Source organism: Ralstonia flaminis, assembly GCF_958415495.1.
Classification (GTDB): Bacteria; Pseudomonadota; Gammaproteobacteria; order Burkholderiales; family Burkholderiaceae; genus Ralstonia; species Ralstonia flaminis.
This window is the reverse complement of record NZ_CATZLL010000004.1, coordinates 89,928-106,152: the sequence shown is the minus strand read 5'-3', so window position 1 is coordinate 106,152 and position 16,225 is coordinate 89,928. Positions and strand designations below refer to the sequence as shown.

Below are 16,225 nucleotides of genomic sequence, written 5' to 3'. Positions count from 1 at the left end.
CCCAGGGGGCTGCACCGGCGCGCCGCATCGGCATGGTGGCCGGCGAGGCGTCCGGCGATCTGCTGGCCTCGCTGCTGCTCAGGGGGCTGCACGCACAACTGCCCGCCGATATTGTCTACAACGGCATCGGCGGTGCGCGCATGGCCGAGCAGGGCTTCCAGTCCAATTGGCCGATGCACAAGCTGTCGGTCAACGGCTACGTGGAAGTGCTTGGTCAACTGCGTGAGATTCTCGCCATTCGCAAGGGGCTCAAGCAGGATTTGCTGTCCAATCCGCCGTTGGCCTTCATCGGCGTTGATGCGCCGGACTTCAATTTCAACGTCGAGATCGCCATGCGGCGGGCAGGTGTACCGGTGGTGCACTTCGTTAGCCCGTCGATCTGGGCGTGGCGTGCCGGGCGCATCAAAACGATCGCCAAGGCCGTTGACCACATCCTCTGCCTGTTTCCGTTCGAGCCCGAAATCTACGCCAAGGCTGGCATTCCGGCCACCTATGTCGGTCATCCGCTGGCAGACGTGATTCCGCTGGTGCCGGACGTGGAAGGTGCACGCACGCGCCTGGGTCTTCCGATGGGTCGCAAGATCGTGGCGGTGCTGCCGGGCAGCCGTAACTCCGAGGTCAAGAACCTCGGGCCGACGCTGTTCGCCGCCATGGCACGCATGCAGGCGGTTGAGCCGGACATCGCATTCGTGCTGCCGGCCGCCAGCGCGACGCTGCGCGAGCGGGTCGATGCCCTGCGTGCCGAGCACCCGGGCTTGCATCTGTGGGTGGTCGACGGCCAGTCGCACGCGGCCATGGAGGCTGCTGACGTGATTCTGCTCGCCAGCGGTACGGCCACGCTGGAAGCGGCGCTGTACAAGAAGCCCATGGTCATCACCTACAAGGTGCCCTGGTTGACGGCGCAGATCATGAAGCGCAAGGGGTATCTGCCTTACGTGGGGCTGCCGAACATCCTGTCCGGCCGCTTTGTCGTGCCCGAACTGCTGCAGGACGACGCGACGCCCGAGGCGCTTGCGCGTGAGACGCTGCTGCAGCTGAGCGACCACGGCAACGCCACCTTCCTGCGCGAGCATTTCACGCAGATGCATCTGACGCTCAAGCAGAACATGGCGGAGATTGGCGCGAAGGTCGTGGTCGACCTGCTGCGCAGCCGCGGTCAGCTTTAACGCCATGGCTTCCCGCAAACCCAATCCGGATCAGCTGGGCCTGCTGCTGTCGCAAGCGCCTGCGGACAATGCCGGCAAGCACGCGCACCGCATGCTGTGTGGTGTAGATGAAGCTGGCCGCGGGCCGCTGGCCGGGCCGGTGACTGCCGCTGCCGTTATCCTCGACCCACGCAGGCCGATTGCTGGGCTGGCCGATTCCAAGATCCTCACGGCCAAAAAGCGCGAGGCGCTGTACGACGAGATCATCGAAAAGGCGCTCGCCTGGCACGTGGCTGAGGCGACCGTCGAGGAGATCGACCGGATCAACATTCTGCATGCGACCATGCTGGCCATGCAGCGTGCCGTGCAGGGCGTGGCTGCAAAAGGCACGCTGCCTGACCTCGTACAGGTGGACGGCAATCGCTGCCCGCAAGTGCCGTTTGCTGTGGAGGCCATCGTCAAGGGTGACGCGCTGGTGCAGGAGATCTCGGCGGCGTCGATTCTTGCCAAGGTTACGCGTGATCGGCAGTTGGTTGCCTTGCACGCAGCGTTTCCCGAGTATGGCTTCGACGTGCACGCTGGCTATGGCACGCCCCAGCATTTGGCGGCCATCGAAGCGCATGGCGTGACACCGCATCATCGCCGCTCGTTTGCACCGGTGCGCCGTGCGCTGGAAGCACAAGCGGCAACGACTGCGGGTGGCAGCCCCGCCTGGGACGACTGACTTTCATGAAGCACATCACTTCCCGCGACAACGCCGTATTCAAGCACCTGAAGGCACTGTCGGGCTCGACTCAGCAACGCCGGCGCGCGGGGCAATCTGTGCTCGACGGCGTGCATCTGGTTGCTGCCTTTCTGGATGCAGGCCAGACGCCGGCCCAGATCCTGGTTTCCGAGCGTCATGTCGCTCACCCGGAAGTCACGGTGTTGCTTGATCGCGTTGATCCGCAAACGGTCATCCTGCTGGCCGACAACCTGTTTTCCCAGCTCACCACGGTTGTCAATGGCGTGGATCTGATCGCCTTGATCGAAACGCCCGAAGGTCAGCTGCCGCAAGTCATCGATGCCGATTGCGTCATCCTGGATGGTATTCAGGACGCCGGCAACGTCGGCTCCATCCTGCGCTGCGCTGCGGCGGCAGGTGTGCGCGATGTGTTCATGACGGCGGGGTGTGCCTTCGCGTGGTCGGCCAAGACTTTGCGCGCTGCAATGGGCGCGCATTTCCACCTGAATATTGTTGAGCACTGCACGTTCGAGAACGTGCATCCGCGCATTCAGGTGCCGTTGCTGGCAACGTCCTCGCACGCCAAGCAGGCCGTCTTCGATGTGCGATTGAATGCGCCCGTCGGTTGGGTCTTTGGTAACGAGGGTGCGGGCGTGTCCGACGCATGGCTGTCGGCGGTGACCACGCCCGTAACGATCCCCCAGCCAGGCGGCATGGAATCCCTCAACGTGGCTGCCGCAGCAGCCATCTGCCTGTTCGAAGCGGTGCGCCAGCGCCGCGCTAGCTGATCTCGTTTTCCTGTCGGTTACCGGTCACATGGCGTTTTCAAACGCCAGAAAAGTCCCGCATTGACTTTGCCATTGAGTAATGGAACATTGTGCGTGGTGCCATTGAGCACCCCTCGATAACCAGACTCAGAGCCTGTTCGCAATCCGCATCGCGCGGCCAAAGCGTCAATGGGTTCGCAAGGAGACCGGCCATGCCGAACCCCACCCTGGCGCGCGCCAGTGTCGACGAACTCGCGCAGTTTCGTGAAATCCAGCAACTCGCCTACCAATGCGTTGAAGCGGTCGGGGGCATGTTGCGCCCGGGCATGACGGAGAAGGATGCAGCCAAGCTGCTCACCGAGTGGTTGGGTGACCGCGGCGTGCACGACTGGCTGCACAAGCCGTTCGCCTGGTTTGGCGATCGCACGGCGTTTCAGGGGTTCTCCGGCCTGACGCACATGGCCGGCTTCAACATGGCGTTCTTCCCCTCGTCGCGGCGGCTGGAGGAGAACATGCCAGTCATTCTGGATGTGGCGCCGGTGCGTAACGGGGTGATTGCCGACGTGGGCTATGCCACGTGTCTTGGCGAGAACGCCATCCTTGAACAACTGCAGGACGATCTGATGGCACATCGCGAGCTGATCGTGCGTCTGATCCGTGAGCGTCGCCCGATGGCGGATGTGGCCCGCGCGGTCGATCAGCTTTGCATGAAGCAGGGTGTGGAGCCGCGTCACAAGGCCTATCCGTTCAAGGTACTGGCACATCGCGTGGCCAAGCTGGAAAGCCCGTCCAAGCCGCGCTTCGTGGCGCGCTTCGGGCTCAATGCCACGCGCAACCTGATCCTTGACCAAGTGCGCAGCGGCAAGCAGGAAGGGTGGTCGCCGCTATGGTCGATCGACCGCCGCTCCGAGCACGCGCCAGTGCCGGGCCTGTGGGCAGTCGAGCCGCACCTGGGCTTCCACGGGGTGGGCGCCAAGTTCGAAGAGCTGCTCGTCATTACAGAGGACGATGCCTACTGGCTCGATGACGACCTGCCGCACGTGCGCAGGTGGCAACAACGGCAGCAGCAACGCCAGCTCACGCAGCAGCGTGCCGCATGATGCTTGCGGAGCCACAGATGAAAACGCTTCTTGAAGAGGCCCCGCTGGCGCTGTTCGAGCCGGCCGCCGCTTTTCCGCGCGCTGAGCGCACCGTGCAATCCGGTGATGTCGCACTCGCCGTCAAGACCTGGGGCGATCCAGCTCGCCCGACCGTCGTGCTCGTCCATGGGTACCCGGACAACAGCGAGGTCTGGCACGAGATGGCGCCGCTACTCGCGCGCGACTACTACGTCATCGCCTATGACGTGCGCGGCGCAGGGCAATCGAGCGCGCCCAAGGGAATGCGCAATTACACGTTCGCGCGGCTGACCGACGACTTCATCGCCGTGATTGATGCGCTGAGCCCGAGCAAGCCTGTTCACCTGATTGCGCACGACTGGGGTTCGATCCAGTCGTGGGAGTTCGTGACGGAAGCGCGCCTGCGCGGGCGCATCGCGTCGTACACGTCGTGCTCGGGGCCGTGCCTGGATCACGTTGGGTATTGGATGCGCGCACGGCTGCTGCGGCCGACGCCAGCGTCGCTGGGCAAGATGCTGGGGCAACTCGTGCGCTCGTGGTACGTGCTGCTGTTCCATCTGCCGATCGTGCCGGAGTTGAGCTGGCGCCTCTGGCTGGGCCGGGCCTGGCCGCGCGTGCTGCGTCGCGTGGAGAAGACCACCATCGCGCCGCGTGCCACACAGACGGCCGATGGGGTACGCGGTGTCTCGCTGTATCGCGCCAACTTCATCCGCAGCCTGTTCACGCCACGCAAGCGCGTTGCACATGCACCGGTGCAGGTGATCGTGCCGACGCTGGACAAGTACGTGAGCCCAGCGCTGTCGGAGGATCTCGCGCGCTGGGTGCCGAATTATTGGCGGCGTGAAGTCGTCGCGCGGCACTGGCTGCCGGTCACGCATGCTGAGCGTATGGCGGGGATGGCGCGCGAGTTGATCGAGCATGCCGAGGGGAAGCCTGAATCCGAGGCGCTGCAGCGTGCCCGCCAGCATGATGGGCACAACCCGCGCAAACCGCTCACGGGCAAGCTGGCCGTCGTCACCGGTGCCGGCAGCGGCATCGGGCGTTGTGCGGCGCTGGAGTTTGCGGAACAAGGCGCGGCCATCGTCGCAGTCGACATCCGCGCGGAGGACGCCGAGCGCACCGCTACGCTTATCCGCCTCTCCGGCGGCAAGGCATGGGCACGCACCGTTGACGTCGGTAACGCCGAGCAGATGGAAGCCCTGGTCGATTGGGTCGGCAAGGTGCTGGGTGGCGCTGACATTGTCGTCAACAACGCAGGCATTGGTATGGCCGGCGGCATTGTCGACACCTCCGAGCGCGATTGGCAACGCATCCTGCATGTGAACGTGTGGGGCGTGATCCACGGCGCGCGGCTGTTCGCCAGGCAGATGGTGGCGCGCGGGCAGGGTGGGCACATCTTGAATACCGCATCGGCAGCGGCCTTTGCACCCTCACGCGACCTTGCCGCGTATGCGACCACCAAGGCCGCCGTGCTGATGCTGTCCGAATGCATGCGAGGTGAGTTGGCTGGGCAGGGCATTGGCGTCTCGGCCATCTGCCCGGGCTTTGCCGAGACGGGAATCATGGCCTCCACCGTCTACGCCGGCACGACCGAGGCGCAGCAGGCCCAACTGCGTGCCCGCGCAATCAAGCTCTACCAGCTGCGTGGGCTCAAGCCCGAAACCGTTGCCAAAGCCATGCTCCGTGCGGTGCTTCGCAACAAGCCGGTCGTCACGGTCGGCATCGAGGCGCATTCATCGCGCTTCATCTCACGCTACGCGCAGTGGCTCAGCCGGCTGATGGCCCGCGTGAGCATGGCCGGGCATTGAACCCGGCTTTGACAAGAACACAGGAGACGACCATGACCGCGTCCGATTACTTCATCAAGGCCCGCCACGTCCGCTTCGACTGGAAGGACACGCCGATCCAATGGATCCCCGGCGACCCGTCCAGCACGCACATCATAAACATCCTGAACCTGCTGTTCCCGGCGGGTGAGCTGTGGTTCTGCCGCGTCTACAACAAGGCGCTGCCGTTGATTGCCGACGCCAAGCTGCGCGCTGATGCCGAGGGCTTCCTGCGCCAGGAGGCCGTCCATTCGCGTTCCCACGGCGGTGTGCTCACGCATTACTACAAGGACCACGGCATCGACACGCAGCCGTTCACCAAGCGACTGGACTGGCTGTTCTCCAAGATGCTCGGCGAACAGCCGCTCGGCCTGAAGATCGGCCACACACGTTTCTGGCTGCGGCAGCAGCTTGGCATCATCGCCGCGCTTGAACACTTCTTCGGCTATCTCGGCAACTGGGTGCTCAACGCCAAGGGGCTGGACGCCGCCAAGGCCGACCCCGTCATGCTCGACCTGCTGCGCTGGCACGGCGCGGAAGAAGTCGAGCACCGCACCGTGGCGTTCGACATCTTCCGCCACATGGGCGGCACCTACCTCGAGCGCTGCTTCCACATGCTGACGACCATCATCCTGCTGCTGTACTTCCTGGTGACGGGCTTTCGCTTCATGCACAAGCGCGATCCGGGCGCGGGCCGGTTCCCCGGTTTCATCCGTGGCTGGTGGTATGGCTCGCGGCGCAATTGCCTGCCGTCGTTCTGGAAGATGCTGGGGGCGGCGCTGCGCTACTTCCGGCCGAGCTACACGCCGCACCACGAAGGCTCGACCGAGCAGGCACTGGCCTATCTCGCCACTTCACCGGCCGCTCAAGCTGCGGCACACGGCGGCAACTGGGTGCGCGATCGAGCTTGACCCGGGGCATCGCCAGCAAAGCAAAACGGCCGGTTTGAGTCCGGCCGTTTTGCGTTGTCGAGCGTCGTGCTCAGTAGTTGTTGTGGTCGATCTTGACGTCCTGCAGGATCGTCGTCGCAATTTCTTCAATCGATTTGTGCGTGGACGAGAGCCACTTGATGCCCTCCCGGCGCATCATCGATTCGGCTTCATTGATTTCGTAGCGGCAGTTTTCCAGCGCTGCATATTTGCTGCCTGGGCGACGTTCGTTGCGGATCTCGGACAGGCGCTGTGGATCGATCGACAGCCCGAAAATCTTGCTCTTGTAGTCGTACAGCACCGTGGGCAGCTTGCCGCGCTCGAAATCGTCGGGAATCAGCGGATAGTTGGCCGATTTCACCCCGTACTGCATCGCCAGGTAGAGGCTGGTCGGCGTCTTGCCGCTGCGCGATACCCCCACCAGAATCACATCCGCCTCGGCCAGGTTCTTGTGTGACTGACCGTCATCGTGCGCAAGTGAAAAGTTGATCGCTTCGATGCGGTTTTTGTACGCCTCGGTGTCGGCGTTCTGGTGGAAGCGTCCGATGGCGTGGGTGGACTTGAGGTTCAGCTCCTTCTCGAGCGGCTCGATGAAGGTCTGGAACATGTCCAGGATGGTGGCCTTGGCCCGATGGACGATCTGGTTGGCCTCGGCATCCACCAGCGTGGTGAAGACGATCGGGCGAACGCCCTCGGCGTCGAACGCCTCGTTGATCTTGCTAACCGCCACATGTGCCTTCTCGACCGTGTCGACAAATGGAATCCGCACCTGGCGGAATTTCATCTCGAACTGGGCCAGGATGGAGTGGGCAAAGGTTTCTGCGGTGATCCCGGTGCCATCCGACACGATAAAAACGGTGCGGACGGCCGCGCGGGTGGCAGGTGCGGCGGCGAGGTCGGTCATCGAAAGCGAGGGGTTTTTCCAGCACGCAGGCAAGAAATCGTGCTGCGGCACGGTAGAATAGCGGCGATCGTTTCGCTAAGCAATTCGGGCCCGCCGCCCGCCAGACAATGTCACAGCGGCTGCCCCGGATGATTTAGCCAAGCGATTCGCACGGCCAGACGACAAGAACAATGCCCCGTGCGCATCCGACCGGTTTTTCACTTAGTTTAGGGACTTTTGTATGACTAACCTGTCGCAAGACGGCGCCTATGTGCTGCCGTTCGAGCAACTGCGGATGACCGATGTTGAGGTCGTTGGCGGTAAGAACGCTTCGCTGGGCGAGATGATCTCCCAGCTGGATGGCGCCGGCGTGCGCGTTCCGGGCGGTTTTGCCACCACGGCACTGGCTTTCCGTGACTTCCTCGCACACAACAACCTGACCGAGCGCATCTCGCAGCGCTTGGCCGCCCTGGATGTTGACGACGTCAAGGCGCTGGCCGCCGCCGGCAAGGAGATCCGCGAGTGGGTTGCCACCGCACCGTTCCAGCCGCGCTTGGAGCAGGAAATTCGCGAGTCGTACGCTCGCGTGTCCGCCCGTGAAGGTGCCGAGGCATCGTTCGCGGTGCGCTCGTCGGCCACGGCCGAAGACTTGCCGGACGCTTCGTTTGCCGGCCAGCAAGAGAGCTACCTCAACGTCTCCGGCATCGATGACGTGCTCGACAAGATCAAGCATGTGTTCGCCTCGCTGTACAACGACCGCGCGATTTCGTACCGCGTGCACAAGGGCTTTGCCCACGACGTGGTGGCCCTGTCGGCCGGTATCCAGCGCATGGTGCGCTCGGATTGCGGCGCCTCGGGCGTGATGTTCACGATCGATACCGAATCGGGTTTCCAGGAAGTCGTCTTCATCACCTCCAGCTATGGTTTGGGTGAGACGGTGGTGCAGGGTGCTGTGAACCCGGATGAGTTCTACGTCTTCAAGCCGATGCTGGCTGCTGGCAAATACCCGATCATCCGCCGCTCGATCGGCTCCAAGCTGATCAAAATGGAGTTCACCGCGCCGGGCGAAGCCGGCCGCGTGAAGACCGTCGACGTGCCGGGCGAATTGCGCAACCGCTACTCCATCAGCGATGCTGACGTGACGGAGCTGGCCAAGTACGCCGTCATCATCGAGAAGCACTACGGCCGCCCGATGGACATCGAGTGGGGCCGTGACGGCAAGGACGGCAAGATCTACATCCTGCAGGCCCGTCCCGAGACGGTGAAGAGCCAGTCGCAAGGTAAGGCTGAACAACGCTTCCGCCTGAAGGGCTCGGCGCCGGTGCTGACCACCGGCCGTGCTATCGGCCAGAAGATCGGCACGGGCCCGGTGCGCGTGATCAACGATCCGGCTGAAATGGAACGTGTGCAGCCGGGCGACGTGCTGGTTGCAGACATGACCGACCCGAACTGGGAGCCGGTGATGAAGCGCGCCTCGGCCATCGTCACCAACCGTGGCGGCCGTACCTGCCACGCGGCCATCATCGCGCGTGAACTGGGTGTGCCGGCGGTGGTCGGCTGCGGCGACGCCACCGACATCCTCAAGGACGGCACCCTGGTGACCGTCTCGTGTGCAGAGGGCGACGAAGGCAAGATCTACGACGGTCTGCTGGAAACCGAAGTGACGGAAGTCCAGCGCGGCGAAATGCCGGTGATCAGCACGAAGATCATGATGAACGTCGGCAACCCGCAACTGGCGTTCGATTTCTGCCAGATCCCGAACGGCGGCGTTGGCTTGGCGCGTCTGGAATTCATCATCAACAACAACATCGGCGTTCATCCGAAGGCGATCCTCGACTATCCGCAGGTCGACAGCGACCTGAAGAAGGCCGTGGAAAGCGTGGCCCGTGGTCATGCCAGCCCGCGTGCGTTCTACGTCGACAAGCTGGCCGAGGGCATCGCCACTATCGCGGCGGCGTTCTATCCGAAGCCCGTGATCGTGCGCCTGTCGGACTTCAAATCGAACGAGTACAAGAAGCTGATCGGTGGTTCGCGCTACGAGCCTGACGAAGAGAACCCGATGCTGGGCTTCCGTGGTGCCTCGCGCTACATCGCCGAAGACTTTGCTGAAGCCTTCGAGATGGAATGCCGCGCCATGAAGCGTGTGCGCGACGAGATGGGCCTGACCAACGTTGAAGTGATGGTGCCGTTCGTGCGCACGCTCGGCCAGGCAGAGAAGGTGGTCGAGCTGCTGGCCAAGTACGGCCTGAAGCGCGGCGAGAATGGCCTGCGCCTGATCATGATGTGCGAAGTGCCGTCCAACGCGATCCTGGCCGAGCAGTTCCTGCAGCATTTCGACGGCTTCTCGATCGGCTCGAACGACCTGACGCAGCTCACGCTGGGTCTGGACCGCGATTCCGGTATGGAGTTGCTGGCCCGTGACTTCGATGAGCGCGACCCGGCGGTCAAGTTCATGCTGCAGCGCGCCATTTCCACGGCGCTGTCGATGGGCAAGTACGTTGGTATTTGCGGCCAGGGCCCGTCCGACCACCCGGACTTTGCCGAATGGCTTGCCAAGGAAGGTATCTCGTCGATCTCGCTGAACCCGGATTCGGTGGTCGACACTTGGCAGAAGCTGGGTTCGGCCTAATTCGGGCCGGAGCTAGAGTGTTGTAAGACAAGGCGCGTATCCTGACGGGTACGCGCTAACAAGAACGCGAAGTGCCCGACGGCGTCCAACGCTGACGGGGGCCGCGCGACATGCCCCCGCAGACGTGCAGCGTCGCGGGGGTTTTTTCTGGGAGAGGGAGCATGTCGGCTCAGACCGTTTGGCTTTCGCTGGCCGTGCTGCTCGTCATCGGTGAACTGATGACGGGCACGTTCTACCTGCTGATGGTAGCAATCGGTTTGTTGGCCGGTGGGTTGGCTGCGCTGGTGGGACTGGCGTTTCCGGCGCAGGCCATTGTGGCTGCCATCATCGCGGTGTTCGGCATCGTTGGGCTGCGGCGCTCGCGCTATGGGCGCGTGACGCGAGAAGATGCGGCCCGCAATCGCAACGTGAATCTGGATATCGGTGAGGTGCTGCGCGTAGACGCATGGTCGCCCGAGCGCCGCGCGCGCGTGCAGTATCGCGGCGCAGCGTGGGACGTCGAGCTGGCGCCGCACGCCACTGCTTCGGGTGGCGAATTCCGCATCGTCGAGATACGCGGCAACGTGCTGGTTGTCGCGCCCAAACATTAAGGCTTAGCACCCAATACCAACAACCGGAGGTTCTATGTTCGAGCTGGGGACTCTCGCGCTCATCGTTCTGTTTGCCGCCATCGTGCTCATCGCGCAGGGCATCAAGATCGTGCCGCAGCAGCACGCCTGGATTCTGGAGCGGCTGGGCAAGTACCACGCGACACTCTCGCCGGGGCTCAACATCGTGTTGCCCTTTGTGGATCGCGTGGCCTACAAGCACGTGCTCAAGGAAATCCCGCTCGATGTGCCGAGCCAGATCTGTATCACCAAGGACAACACGCAGCTGCAGGTGGACGGCATCCTGTACTTTCAGGTGACCGACCCGATGCGCGCGTCATACGGCTCGAGCAATTTTGTCGTCGCCATCACGCAGCTCGCGCAAACCACGCTGCGTTCGGTGGTCGGCAAGCTTGAGTTGGACAAGACGTTTGAAGAGCGAGACTTCATCAACCATAGCGTGGTCAACGCGCTGGATGAGGCTGCCTCCAACTGGGGCGTGAAGGTGCTGCGCTACGAGATCAAGGATCTGACACCCCCGAAGGAGATCCTGCACGCCATGCAGGCGCAGATAACGGCTGAGCGCGAAAAGCGTGCGCTGATTGCCGCATCGGAAGGGCGCAAGCAGGAGCAGATCAACATTGCCACCGGTGAGCGTGAAGCGCTGATCCAGCGTTCGGAAGGGGATCGCCAGTCGCAGATCAATAAAGCGCAGGGCGAGGCGGCGGCGATTCTGGCAGTGGCCGAGGCCAATGCGCAGGCCATCCAGAAGATCGGTCATGCCATCCGCACCGAAGGCGGTATTGACGCGGTCAACCTGAAAGTGGCCGAAGAGTATGTGAGCGCGTTCAGCAACTTGGCCAAGCAGGGCAACACGCTCATCGTGCCCGGCAACATGGGCGACCTGAGCACGATGATTGCGTCAGCGTTGACGATCGTGAAGCAGCAGCGGCCAGGCGCCTAAGGGTAGTGCGGCAAGAGCGGCGAGAGGGCCCTTAGGCCTTCTCGCGCATGAGGCGAGCCTTCTCGCGCTGCCAGTCGCGGTTCTTCTCGGTTTCGCGCTTGTCGAATTGCTTCTTGCCCTTGGCGAGACCGATTTCGCATTTCACGCGGCCGCGCGAGTAGTGCAGGTTGAGCGGCACGAGCGTATAGCCGCGCTGTTCGACCTTGCCGATGAGCTTCTTGATCTCTTCAGCGTGCAGCAGCAGCTTGCGGGTGCGCACAGGGTCAGGCGTGACGTGCGTGGAGGCCGATTGCAGCGCGCTGATGTGCGCGCCGATCAGGAAGAGTTCCGCATTGCGGATGACGACGTAGCCTTCCTTGATCTGGGCGCGGTTGGCACGGATGGCCTTCACTTCCCAGCCTTCGAGTACGATGCCCGCCTCGTAGCGCTCTTCGATGAAGTAATCGAAAAAGGCTTTTTTGTTGTCGGCGATGGTCATACGTTGGAATGTGCGGTGAGCGCATCGGGGTGACGATCCCGGCATGCGCTGCGATAAAATGGCGAGTTTAACAAATCCGCTGCAGCCCGAGGCTTATGCCCGGAGGTGTGGCGCGCAAAGCTTTCGGATGGCGCATGGCAGACGTTGAAAAAACCGTGTTGATCGGCTACTCGGCCGAACAGATGTTCGACCTGGTCACCGACGTCAAGGACTATCCGAACTTCTTGCCGTGGTGCGGCGGCGTAGAGATCTTCGAGCAGACGGAAACGTCTCTCGATGCGCGTGTCGACATTGCCTTCAAGGGTATCCGTCAGCATTTTCGGACACGCAATACGCAAACGCGACCCACCCGGATCGATATGCAGTTTGCTGACGGCCCTTTCAAGGCCTTCACCGGCTTCTGGGTGTTTACGCCGTTGCGCGCCGACGCGTGCAAGATCAATTTCCACCTGCATTACGAGTTCTCCAGCCACCTGCTGGAAAAAATTATCGGCCCGGTGTTCAGCATGATCGCCAATACCTTCGTCGACTCCTTCGTCAAACGCGCGGAGACCGTCTATGGCGAATCCTGAGCCGATTGACGTGATGGTCTGCCTGGCGACGGTCACGCCGCCGCGGCTGATCCATGTGCAGGTGGCGCCCGATGCGACGGTGGCCGATGCCGTGCGTGTGTCCGGCTTGCTGGAGGGAGGCGATTTGGCGATCGAGGCTTGCCGGCTGGGTGTCTACGGTAAGCGCAAGACACCCGATGCGCCGCTGCATGCGCGGGACCGGGTGGAAATCCTGGGCCCGCTGATCGCCGATCCGAAGACCGCGCGCCGGCGCCGCGTGCAGAAGGTGCGGGCAACCGGTACGCGCGAAGGCCTGAAGTGGCTGCGTAACGAGGCGCCGCCCAAAGACGACGTCCTCGAATAACGATCGATCAGTTGCAGTTGGCGCTCAGGGCGGCCTGGTTGCGTGCAACGGCGGCCGCGCGCTGGTTGTCATCCATATAGGCAATCGAGCCGTCGGGCTGTGCAGTGCCGATACGGCGGCCTTCCTGCATATAGGTGGTTTCGTTGCGCAGGCGCGCGCATTCCGCCTGCTTGCGTTGGGCGGCTTCTGCCTGCTTGGCTTCGTCCTGTTCTTTCTTGGCGCGATCGGCCATGCGTTTGCGCAGGGCTTCGTCCGGATCAACGGCGACGCTTGAGGCGGGTTGGCCGGCCTTCGGTGCCGGGGTGGCCTGGGCTGCGGACGCCGGTGCTGGAATTGCCTCGTACGCGGTAGCGGTGCGGCTGTTCGGGTTGCGGATGATGCGGCTGGGCGGTACCGACGGCGGCGGCGCCGCGTCGCTGTAGACCATCAGGCCTTTCTCATCGCGCCATTGCCAGGCCCATTGTGCAAGGGCCGCCGGGCAGGCGAGGGCGATCAGGGTGGCGGTGGCGGGCAGCAGGACGTGCAGTCGTTTCATGGAGTTCTCGTTCGATGGTCTGCCGACGGCGCGTTGGCCGACCCGACGACGGCCCACGACGCGCACGGGAGCCCGGTGGCGTGATCGCCACTCGCAAATTGAGAACGATGGCTTGACCCGCCTATCGACTCGCCCCCCGGCAAGGCGCCCAGTTTATGCAGACTTGTCTTCTGCGTGCAAGCGTACGGACCAGCCGACACCCGCGATCAGCAGGGCGATTGCGGCGATTTCAAGCGGGCGCGGCCAACGCCCGTCGTACACAAAGCCATATGCCAGCGCGAACAGCGTTTCGAACACGATCAGCTGGCCGGACAGCGTGAGCGGCAGGCGGCGGGAAGCAATGTTCCACAGGTTGTTGCCGATCAGCGACGCGCCAAGTGCCACCGCAGCGTTCACCGCCCAGAACGTGCCCCAGGCGCGTCCGCCACCACTGGCCCAGTCTGTGCCGGCTACAAGCAGGGCCGCTACAGTCAGCACGGTCGACAGAAAGCCGCTCGAAATGCCGTACAGGGCCGACCATTCATTGCTCGAAAAATGCGGATTGCGTTGCAGGTAACGCGCGTTGTCTACCGCGTACCACGTCCAGCTGCACAGCGCACCGGCCGCGCAGGCAATGCCAGCGATGCGCTGCCAGACCGGTCGCAGGTTGGCTGCGGCCGTCGCGGCCCCGTGGCCAAACAGGTCAATGTTGATACACGCGATGCCCGCGGCCACCACCAATAGCGGCCAGATTAGCCGGTAAAGCGGCGCCGCGCCGTGGTCACGGCGGCCGAGCACAGTTACGGTGATGGGCAGGATGCCGATGATGAGCGAAGTGGGTGCAACCCCGGCCAGTTGCACGCCAAATGCCACCAGAACGTAATAGACAAGGTTGCCGCTGCAGGATTGTTTGACCAGCGCCAGGCAATCGGCGCGGGTGATCTTGCGGGCAATGCGGGGGAGGATCGGGGCGGCGGCAATGGCCGCGATGGCGCCGTAGGCGAGGTAGCGGCCGAGGGCCAGTTCCCAGGGTGAGAACGCAGGCAGCGCGCGGGGTGCAATGAAGACCATGCCCCACATGGCCCCGGCAAGCAGGGCGCACAATACGCCAATTCCCATTCGAGCACTCGCGAGGCTGGCTCCGCGCGGCCGCTGGCGGCACAGGGCGCTTTAGGTGCGTGCGCGAAGAAAAATTTATCGAGCATAGCACGGCCTTCTACAAACGTGGGGCAAATTCCCGTATAATCCGATTTTGCGCCTAGAGGAAATTGCTATGCGTCTTGTCCAGAAAGCACTCACGTTCGATGATGTGCTGCTCGTCCCGGCTTACTCGGCCGTCCTGCCCCGCGATACGTCCCTTCGCACCAAGCTCACCCGTTCGATTGAACTTGCCATTCCGCTCGTCTCCGCTGCCATGGATACGGTTACGGAAGCGCGGCTGGCCATTGCCATGGCGCAGCAGGGTGGTATCGGTATCGTCCACAAGAACCTGAAGCCGGAAGAACAGGCGCGCGAAGTCGCCAAGGTCAAGCGCTTCGAATCGGGCGTGCTGCGCGATCCGATCACCATTGGTCCGGACATGAAGATCCGCGACGTGATGGCGCTGTCGGCGCAACACGGCATCTCGGGTTTCCCGGTGCTGGAAGGCAAGAAGGTGGTGGGCATCATCACCAACCGCGACCTGCGCTTCGAAGAAGAACTGGACGCCCCGGTGCGCGCCAAGATGACGCCGGGCGAGAAACTCGTCACCGTCAAGGAAGGCGCCTCGCTGGAAGAGGCCAAGCGCCTGATGAATAAGCACCGCCTGGAGCGCGTGCTGGTGGTGGGCGACGACTTTGAGTTGCGCGGCCTGATTACCGTCAAGGATATCCAGAAGGCCACGGAATACCCGCTGGCCTCGAAGGATGAGCGCGGCTCGCTGCGCGTGGGCGCAGCAGTGGGCGTGGGCCCGGACAATGACTTGCGCATCGATCTGCTGGTCAAGGCTGGCGTGGACGTGATCGTGGTCGATACCGCGCACGGTCACAGCCAGGGCGTGCTCAGCCGCGTGCGTTGGATCAAGGATAACTACCCGCAAGTGCAGGTGATTGGCGGCAATATCGCCACGGGTGACGCAGCCAAAGCGCTGGTCGATCATGGTGCCGATGGCGTCAAGGTCGGTATCGGCCCGGGTTCGATCTGCACGACGCGGATCGTTGCCGGCGTGGGCGTGCCGCAGATCTTTGCGGTGTCCAACGTGGCCGAAGCGCTCAAGGGCACCGGCGTGCCGCTGATCGCTGACGGCGGTATCCGTTATTCGGGTGACGTGGCCAAGGCGCTGGCCGCTGGCGCACACACCGTGATGATGGGCGGTATGTTTGCCGGCACGGACGAATCTCCGGGTGAGGTGTTCCTGTTCCAGGGTCGCTCGTACAAGAGCTACCGTGGCATGGGTTCGGTGGGTGCCATGAAAGACGGCGCGGCCGACCGTTACTTCCAGGAAGACAACACTGCCAACGTTGACAAGCTCGTGCCGGAAGGCATCGAAGGCCGCGTGCCGTACAAGGGCTCGGCATTGCCGATCGTGCATCAGCTCACGGGTGGCGTTCGCTCGTCGATGGGTTATTGCGGTTGCGCATCGATTGCCGAATGGCACGAGAAGAGCCAGTTCGTTGAGATCACGGCCGCAGGCATGAACGAATCGCACGTGCACGACGTGCAGATCACGAAGGAAGCGCCGAACTATCACCGCGACTGATCGGCAGCT

At 63.2% G+C, this 16,225-nt stretch carries 16 protein-coding genes; 12 read left to right on the top strand and 4 right to left on the bottom strand.

The window, feature by feature from the left end; all coding sequences use genetic code 11:
- The first annotated feature begins 32 nt into the window (after positions 1–32).
- The 6 genes from lpxB (at position 33) to R2N11_RS07355 (ending at position 6,491) form a co-directional block, all read left to right on the top strand.
- Positions 33–1,166, top strand: a complete 1,134-nt coding sequence (gene lpxB, locus R2N11_RS07380; RefSeq protein WP_316680820.1) for a lipid-A-disaccharide synthase — start codon at positions 33–35, stop codon at positions 1,164–1,166.
- A gap of 4 nt (positions 1,167–1,170) precedes the next feature.
- Complete coding sequence (gene rnhB / locus R2N11_RS07375) at positions 1,171–1,869, top strand: ribonuclease HII (RefSeq protein ID WP_316680665.1); 699 nt, start codon at positions 1,171–1,173, stop codon at positions 1,867–1,869.
- Positions 1,870–1,874: 5 nt separating this feature from the next.
- Positions 1,875–2,657: a TrmH family RNA methyltransferase gene (locus tag R2N11_RS07370; RefSeq protein ID WP_316680663.1), complete on the top strand. Its 783-nt coding sequence runs from the start codon at positions 1,875–1,877 to the stop codon at positions 2,655–2,657.
- Between the two features lie 191 nt (positions 2,658–2,848).
- The gene (locus R2N11_RS07365) at positions 2,849–3,736 is read left to right on the top strand and encodes a M24 family metallopeptidase (protein WP_316680662.1); all 888 of its coding nucleotides are present in this window, start codon (positions 2,849–2,851) and stop codon (positions 3,734–3,736) included.
- Positions 3,737–3,753: 17 nt separating this feature from the next.
- On the top strand, positions 3,754–5,562 hold the full coding sequence (locus R2N11_RS07360; RefSeq protein ID WP_316680661.1) for an SDR family oxidoreductase: 1,809 nt from the start codon (positions 3,754–3,756) through the stop codon (positions 5,560–5,562).
- 32 nt (positions 5,563–5,594) lie between these two features.
- A complete protein-coding gene (locus R2N11_RS07355) occupies positions 5,595–6,491 on the top strand; it encodes a metal-dependent hydrolase (protein WP_316680660.1) in 897 nt (298 codons plus the stop codon).
- Between the two features lie 70 nt (positions 6,492–6,561).
- Here R2N11_RS07355 and ppsR read toward each other — a convergent pair whose 3' ends face one another.
- The gene (gene ppsR / locus R2N11_RS07350) at positions 6,562–7,413 is read right to left on the bottom strand and encodes a posphoenolpyruvate synthetase regulatory kinase/phosphorylase PpsR (RefSeq protein WP_199032662.1); all 852 of its coding nucleotides are present in this window, start codon (positions 7,411–7,413) and stop codon (positions 6,562–6,564) included.
- Between the two features lie 220 nt (positions 7,414–7,633).
- Here ppsR and ppsA point away from each other — a divergent pair, with 220 nt between their 5' ends.
- The 3 genes from ppsA (at position 7,634) to R2N11_RS07335 (ending at position 11,572) form a co-directional block, all read left to right on the top strand.
- Positions 7,634–10,021, top strand: a complete 2,388-nt coding sequence (ppsA, locus tag R2N11_RS07345) for a phosphoenolpyruvate synthase (protein ID WP_199032661.1) — start codon at positions 7,634–7,636, stop codon at positions 10,019–10,021.
- Between the two features lie 161 nt (positions 10,022–10,182).
- The gene (locus tag R2N11_RS07340) at positions 10,183–10,611 is read left to right on the top strand and encodes an NfeD family protein (RefSeq protein ID WP_199032660.1); all 429 of its coding nucleotides are present in this window, start codon (positions 10,183–10,185) and stop codon (positions 10,609–10,611) included.
- 34 nt (positions 10,612–10,645) lie between these two features.
- A complete protein-coding gene (locus R2N11_RS07335) occupies positions 10,646–11,572 on the top strand; it encodes an SPFH domain-containing protein (protein WP_199032659.1) in 927 nt (308 codons plus the stop codon).
- 31 nt (positions 11,573–11,603) lie between these two features.
- Here the strand turns inward: R2N11_RS07335 and smpB are convergent, their stop codons facing one another.
- Complete coding sequence (gene smpB / locus R2N11_RS07330) at positions 11,604–12,050, bottom strand: SsrA-binding protein SmpB (RefSeq protein ID WP_199032658.1); 447 nt, start codon at positions 12,048–12,050, stop codon at positions 11,604–11,606.
- Between the two features lie 134 nt (positions 12,051–12,184).
- Between smpB and R2N11_RS07325 the strand changes: the two genes are divergently transcribed.
- Together R2N11_RS07325 and R2N11_RS07320 are read left to right on the top strand one after the other, a co-directional pair.
- On the top strand, positions 12,185–12,622 hold the full coding sequence (locus R2N11_RS07325; RefSeq protein ID WP_021194398.1) for a type II toxin-antitoxin system RatA family toxin: 438 nt from the start codon (positions 12,185–12,187) through the stop codon (positions 12,620–12,622).
- Positions 12,609–12,965 carry an RnfH family protein gene (locus R2N11_RS07320; protein ID WP_199032657.1) on the top strand — a complete coding sequence of 119 codons (357 nt, stop codon included), beginning with the start codon at positions 12,609–12,611 and terminating at the stop codon, positions 12,963–12,965. The genes R2N11_RS07325 and R2N11_RS07320 overlap by 14 nt, the downstream gene beginning before the upstream one ends.
- A 7-nt stretch (positions 12,966–12,972) precedes the next feature.
- Here R2N11_RS07320 and R2N11_RS07315 read toward each other — a convergent pair whose 3' ends face one another.
- Together R2N11_RS07315 and R2N11_RS07310 are read right to left on the bottom strand one after the other, a co-directional pair.
- The gene (locus R2N11_RS07315) at positions 12,973–13,500 is read right to left on the bottom strand and encodes a hypothetical protein (protein WP_316680659.1); all 528 of its coding nucleotides are present in this window, start codon (positions 13,498–13,500) and stop codon (positions 12,973–12,975) included.
- Between the two features lie 153 nt (positions 13,501–13,653).
- The gene (locus tag R2N11_RS07310) at positions 13,654–14,598 is read right to left on the bottom strand and encodes a DMT family transporter (protein ID WP_316680658.1); all 945 of its coding nucleotides are present in this window, start codon (positions 14,596–14,598) and stop codon (positions 13,654–13,656) included.
- Positions 14,599–14,752: 154 nt separating this feature from the next.
- Between R2N11_RS07310 and guaB the strand changes: the two genes are divergently transcribed.
- Positions 14,753–16,216 carry an IMP dehydrogenase gene (gene guaB, locus R2N11_RS07305; protein WP_199032654.1) on the top strand — a complete coding sequence of 488 codons (1,464 nt, stop codon included), beginning with the start codon at positions 14,753–14,755 and terminating at the stop codon, positions 16,214–16,216.
- The last annotated feature ends 9 nt before the right edge of the window (positions 16,217–16,225 follow it).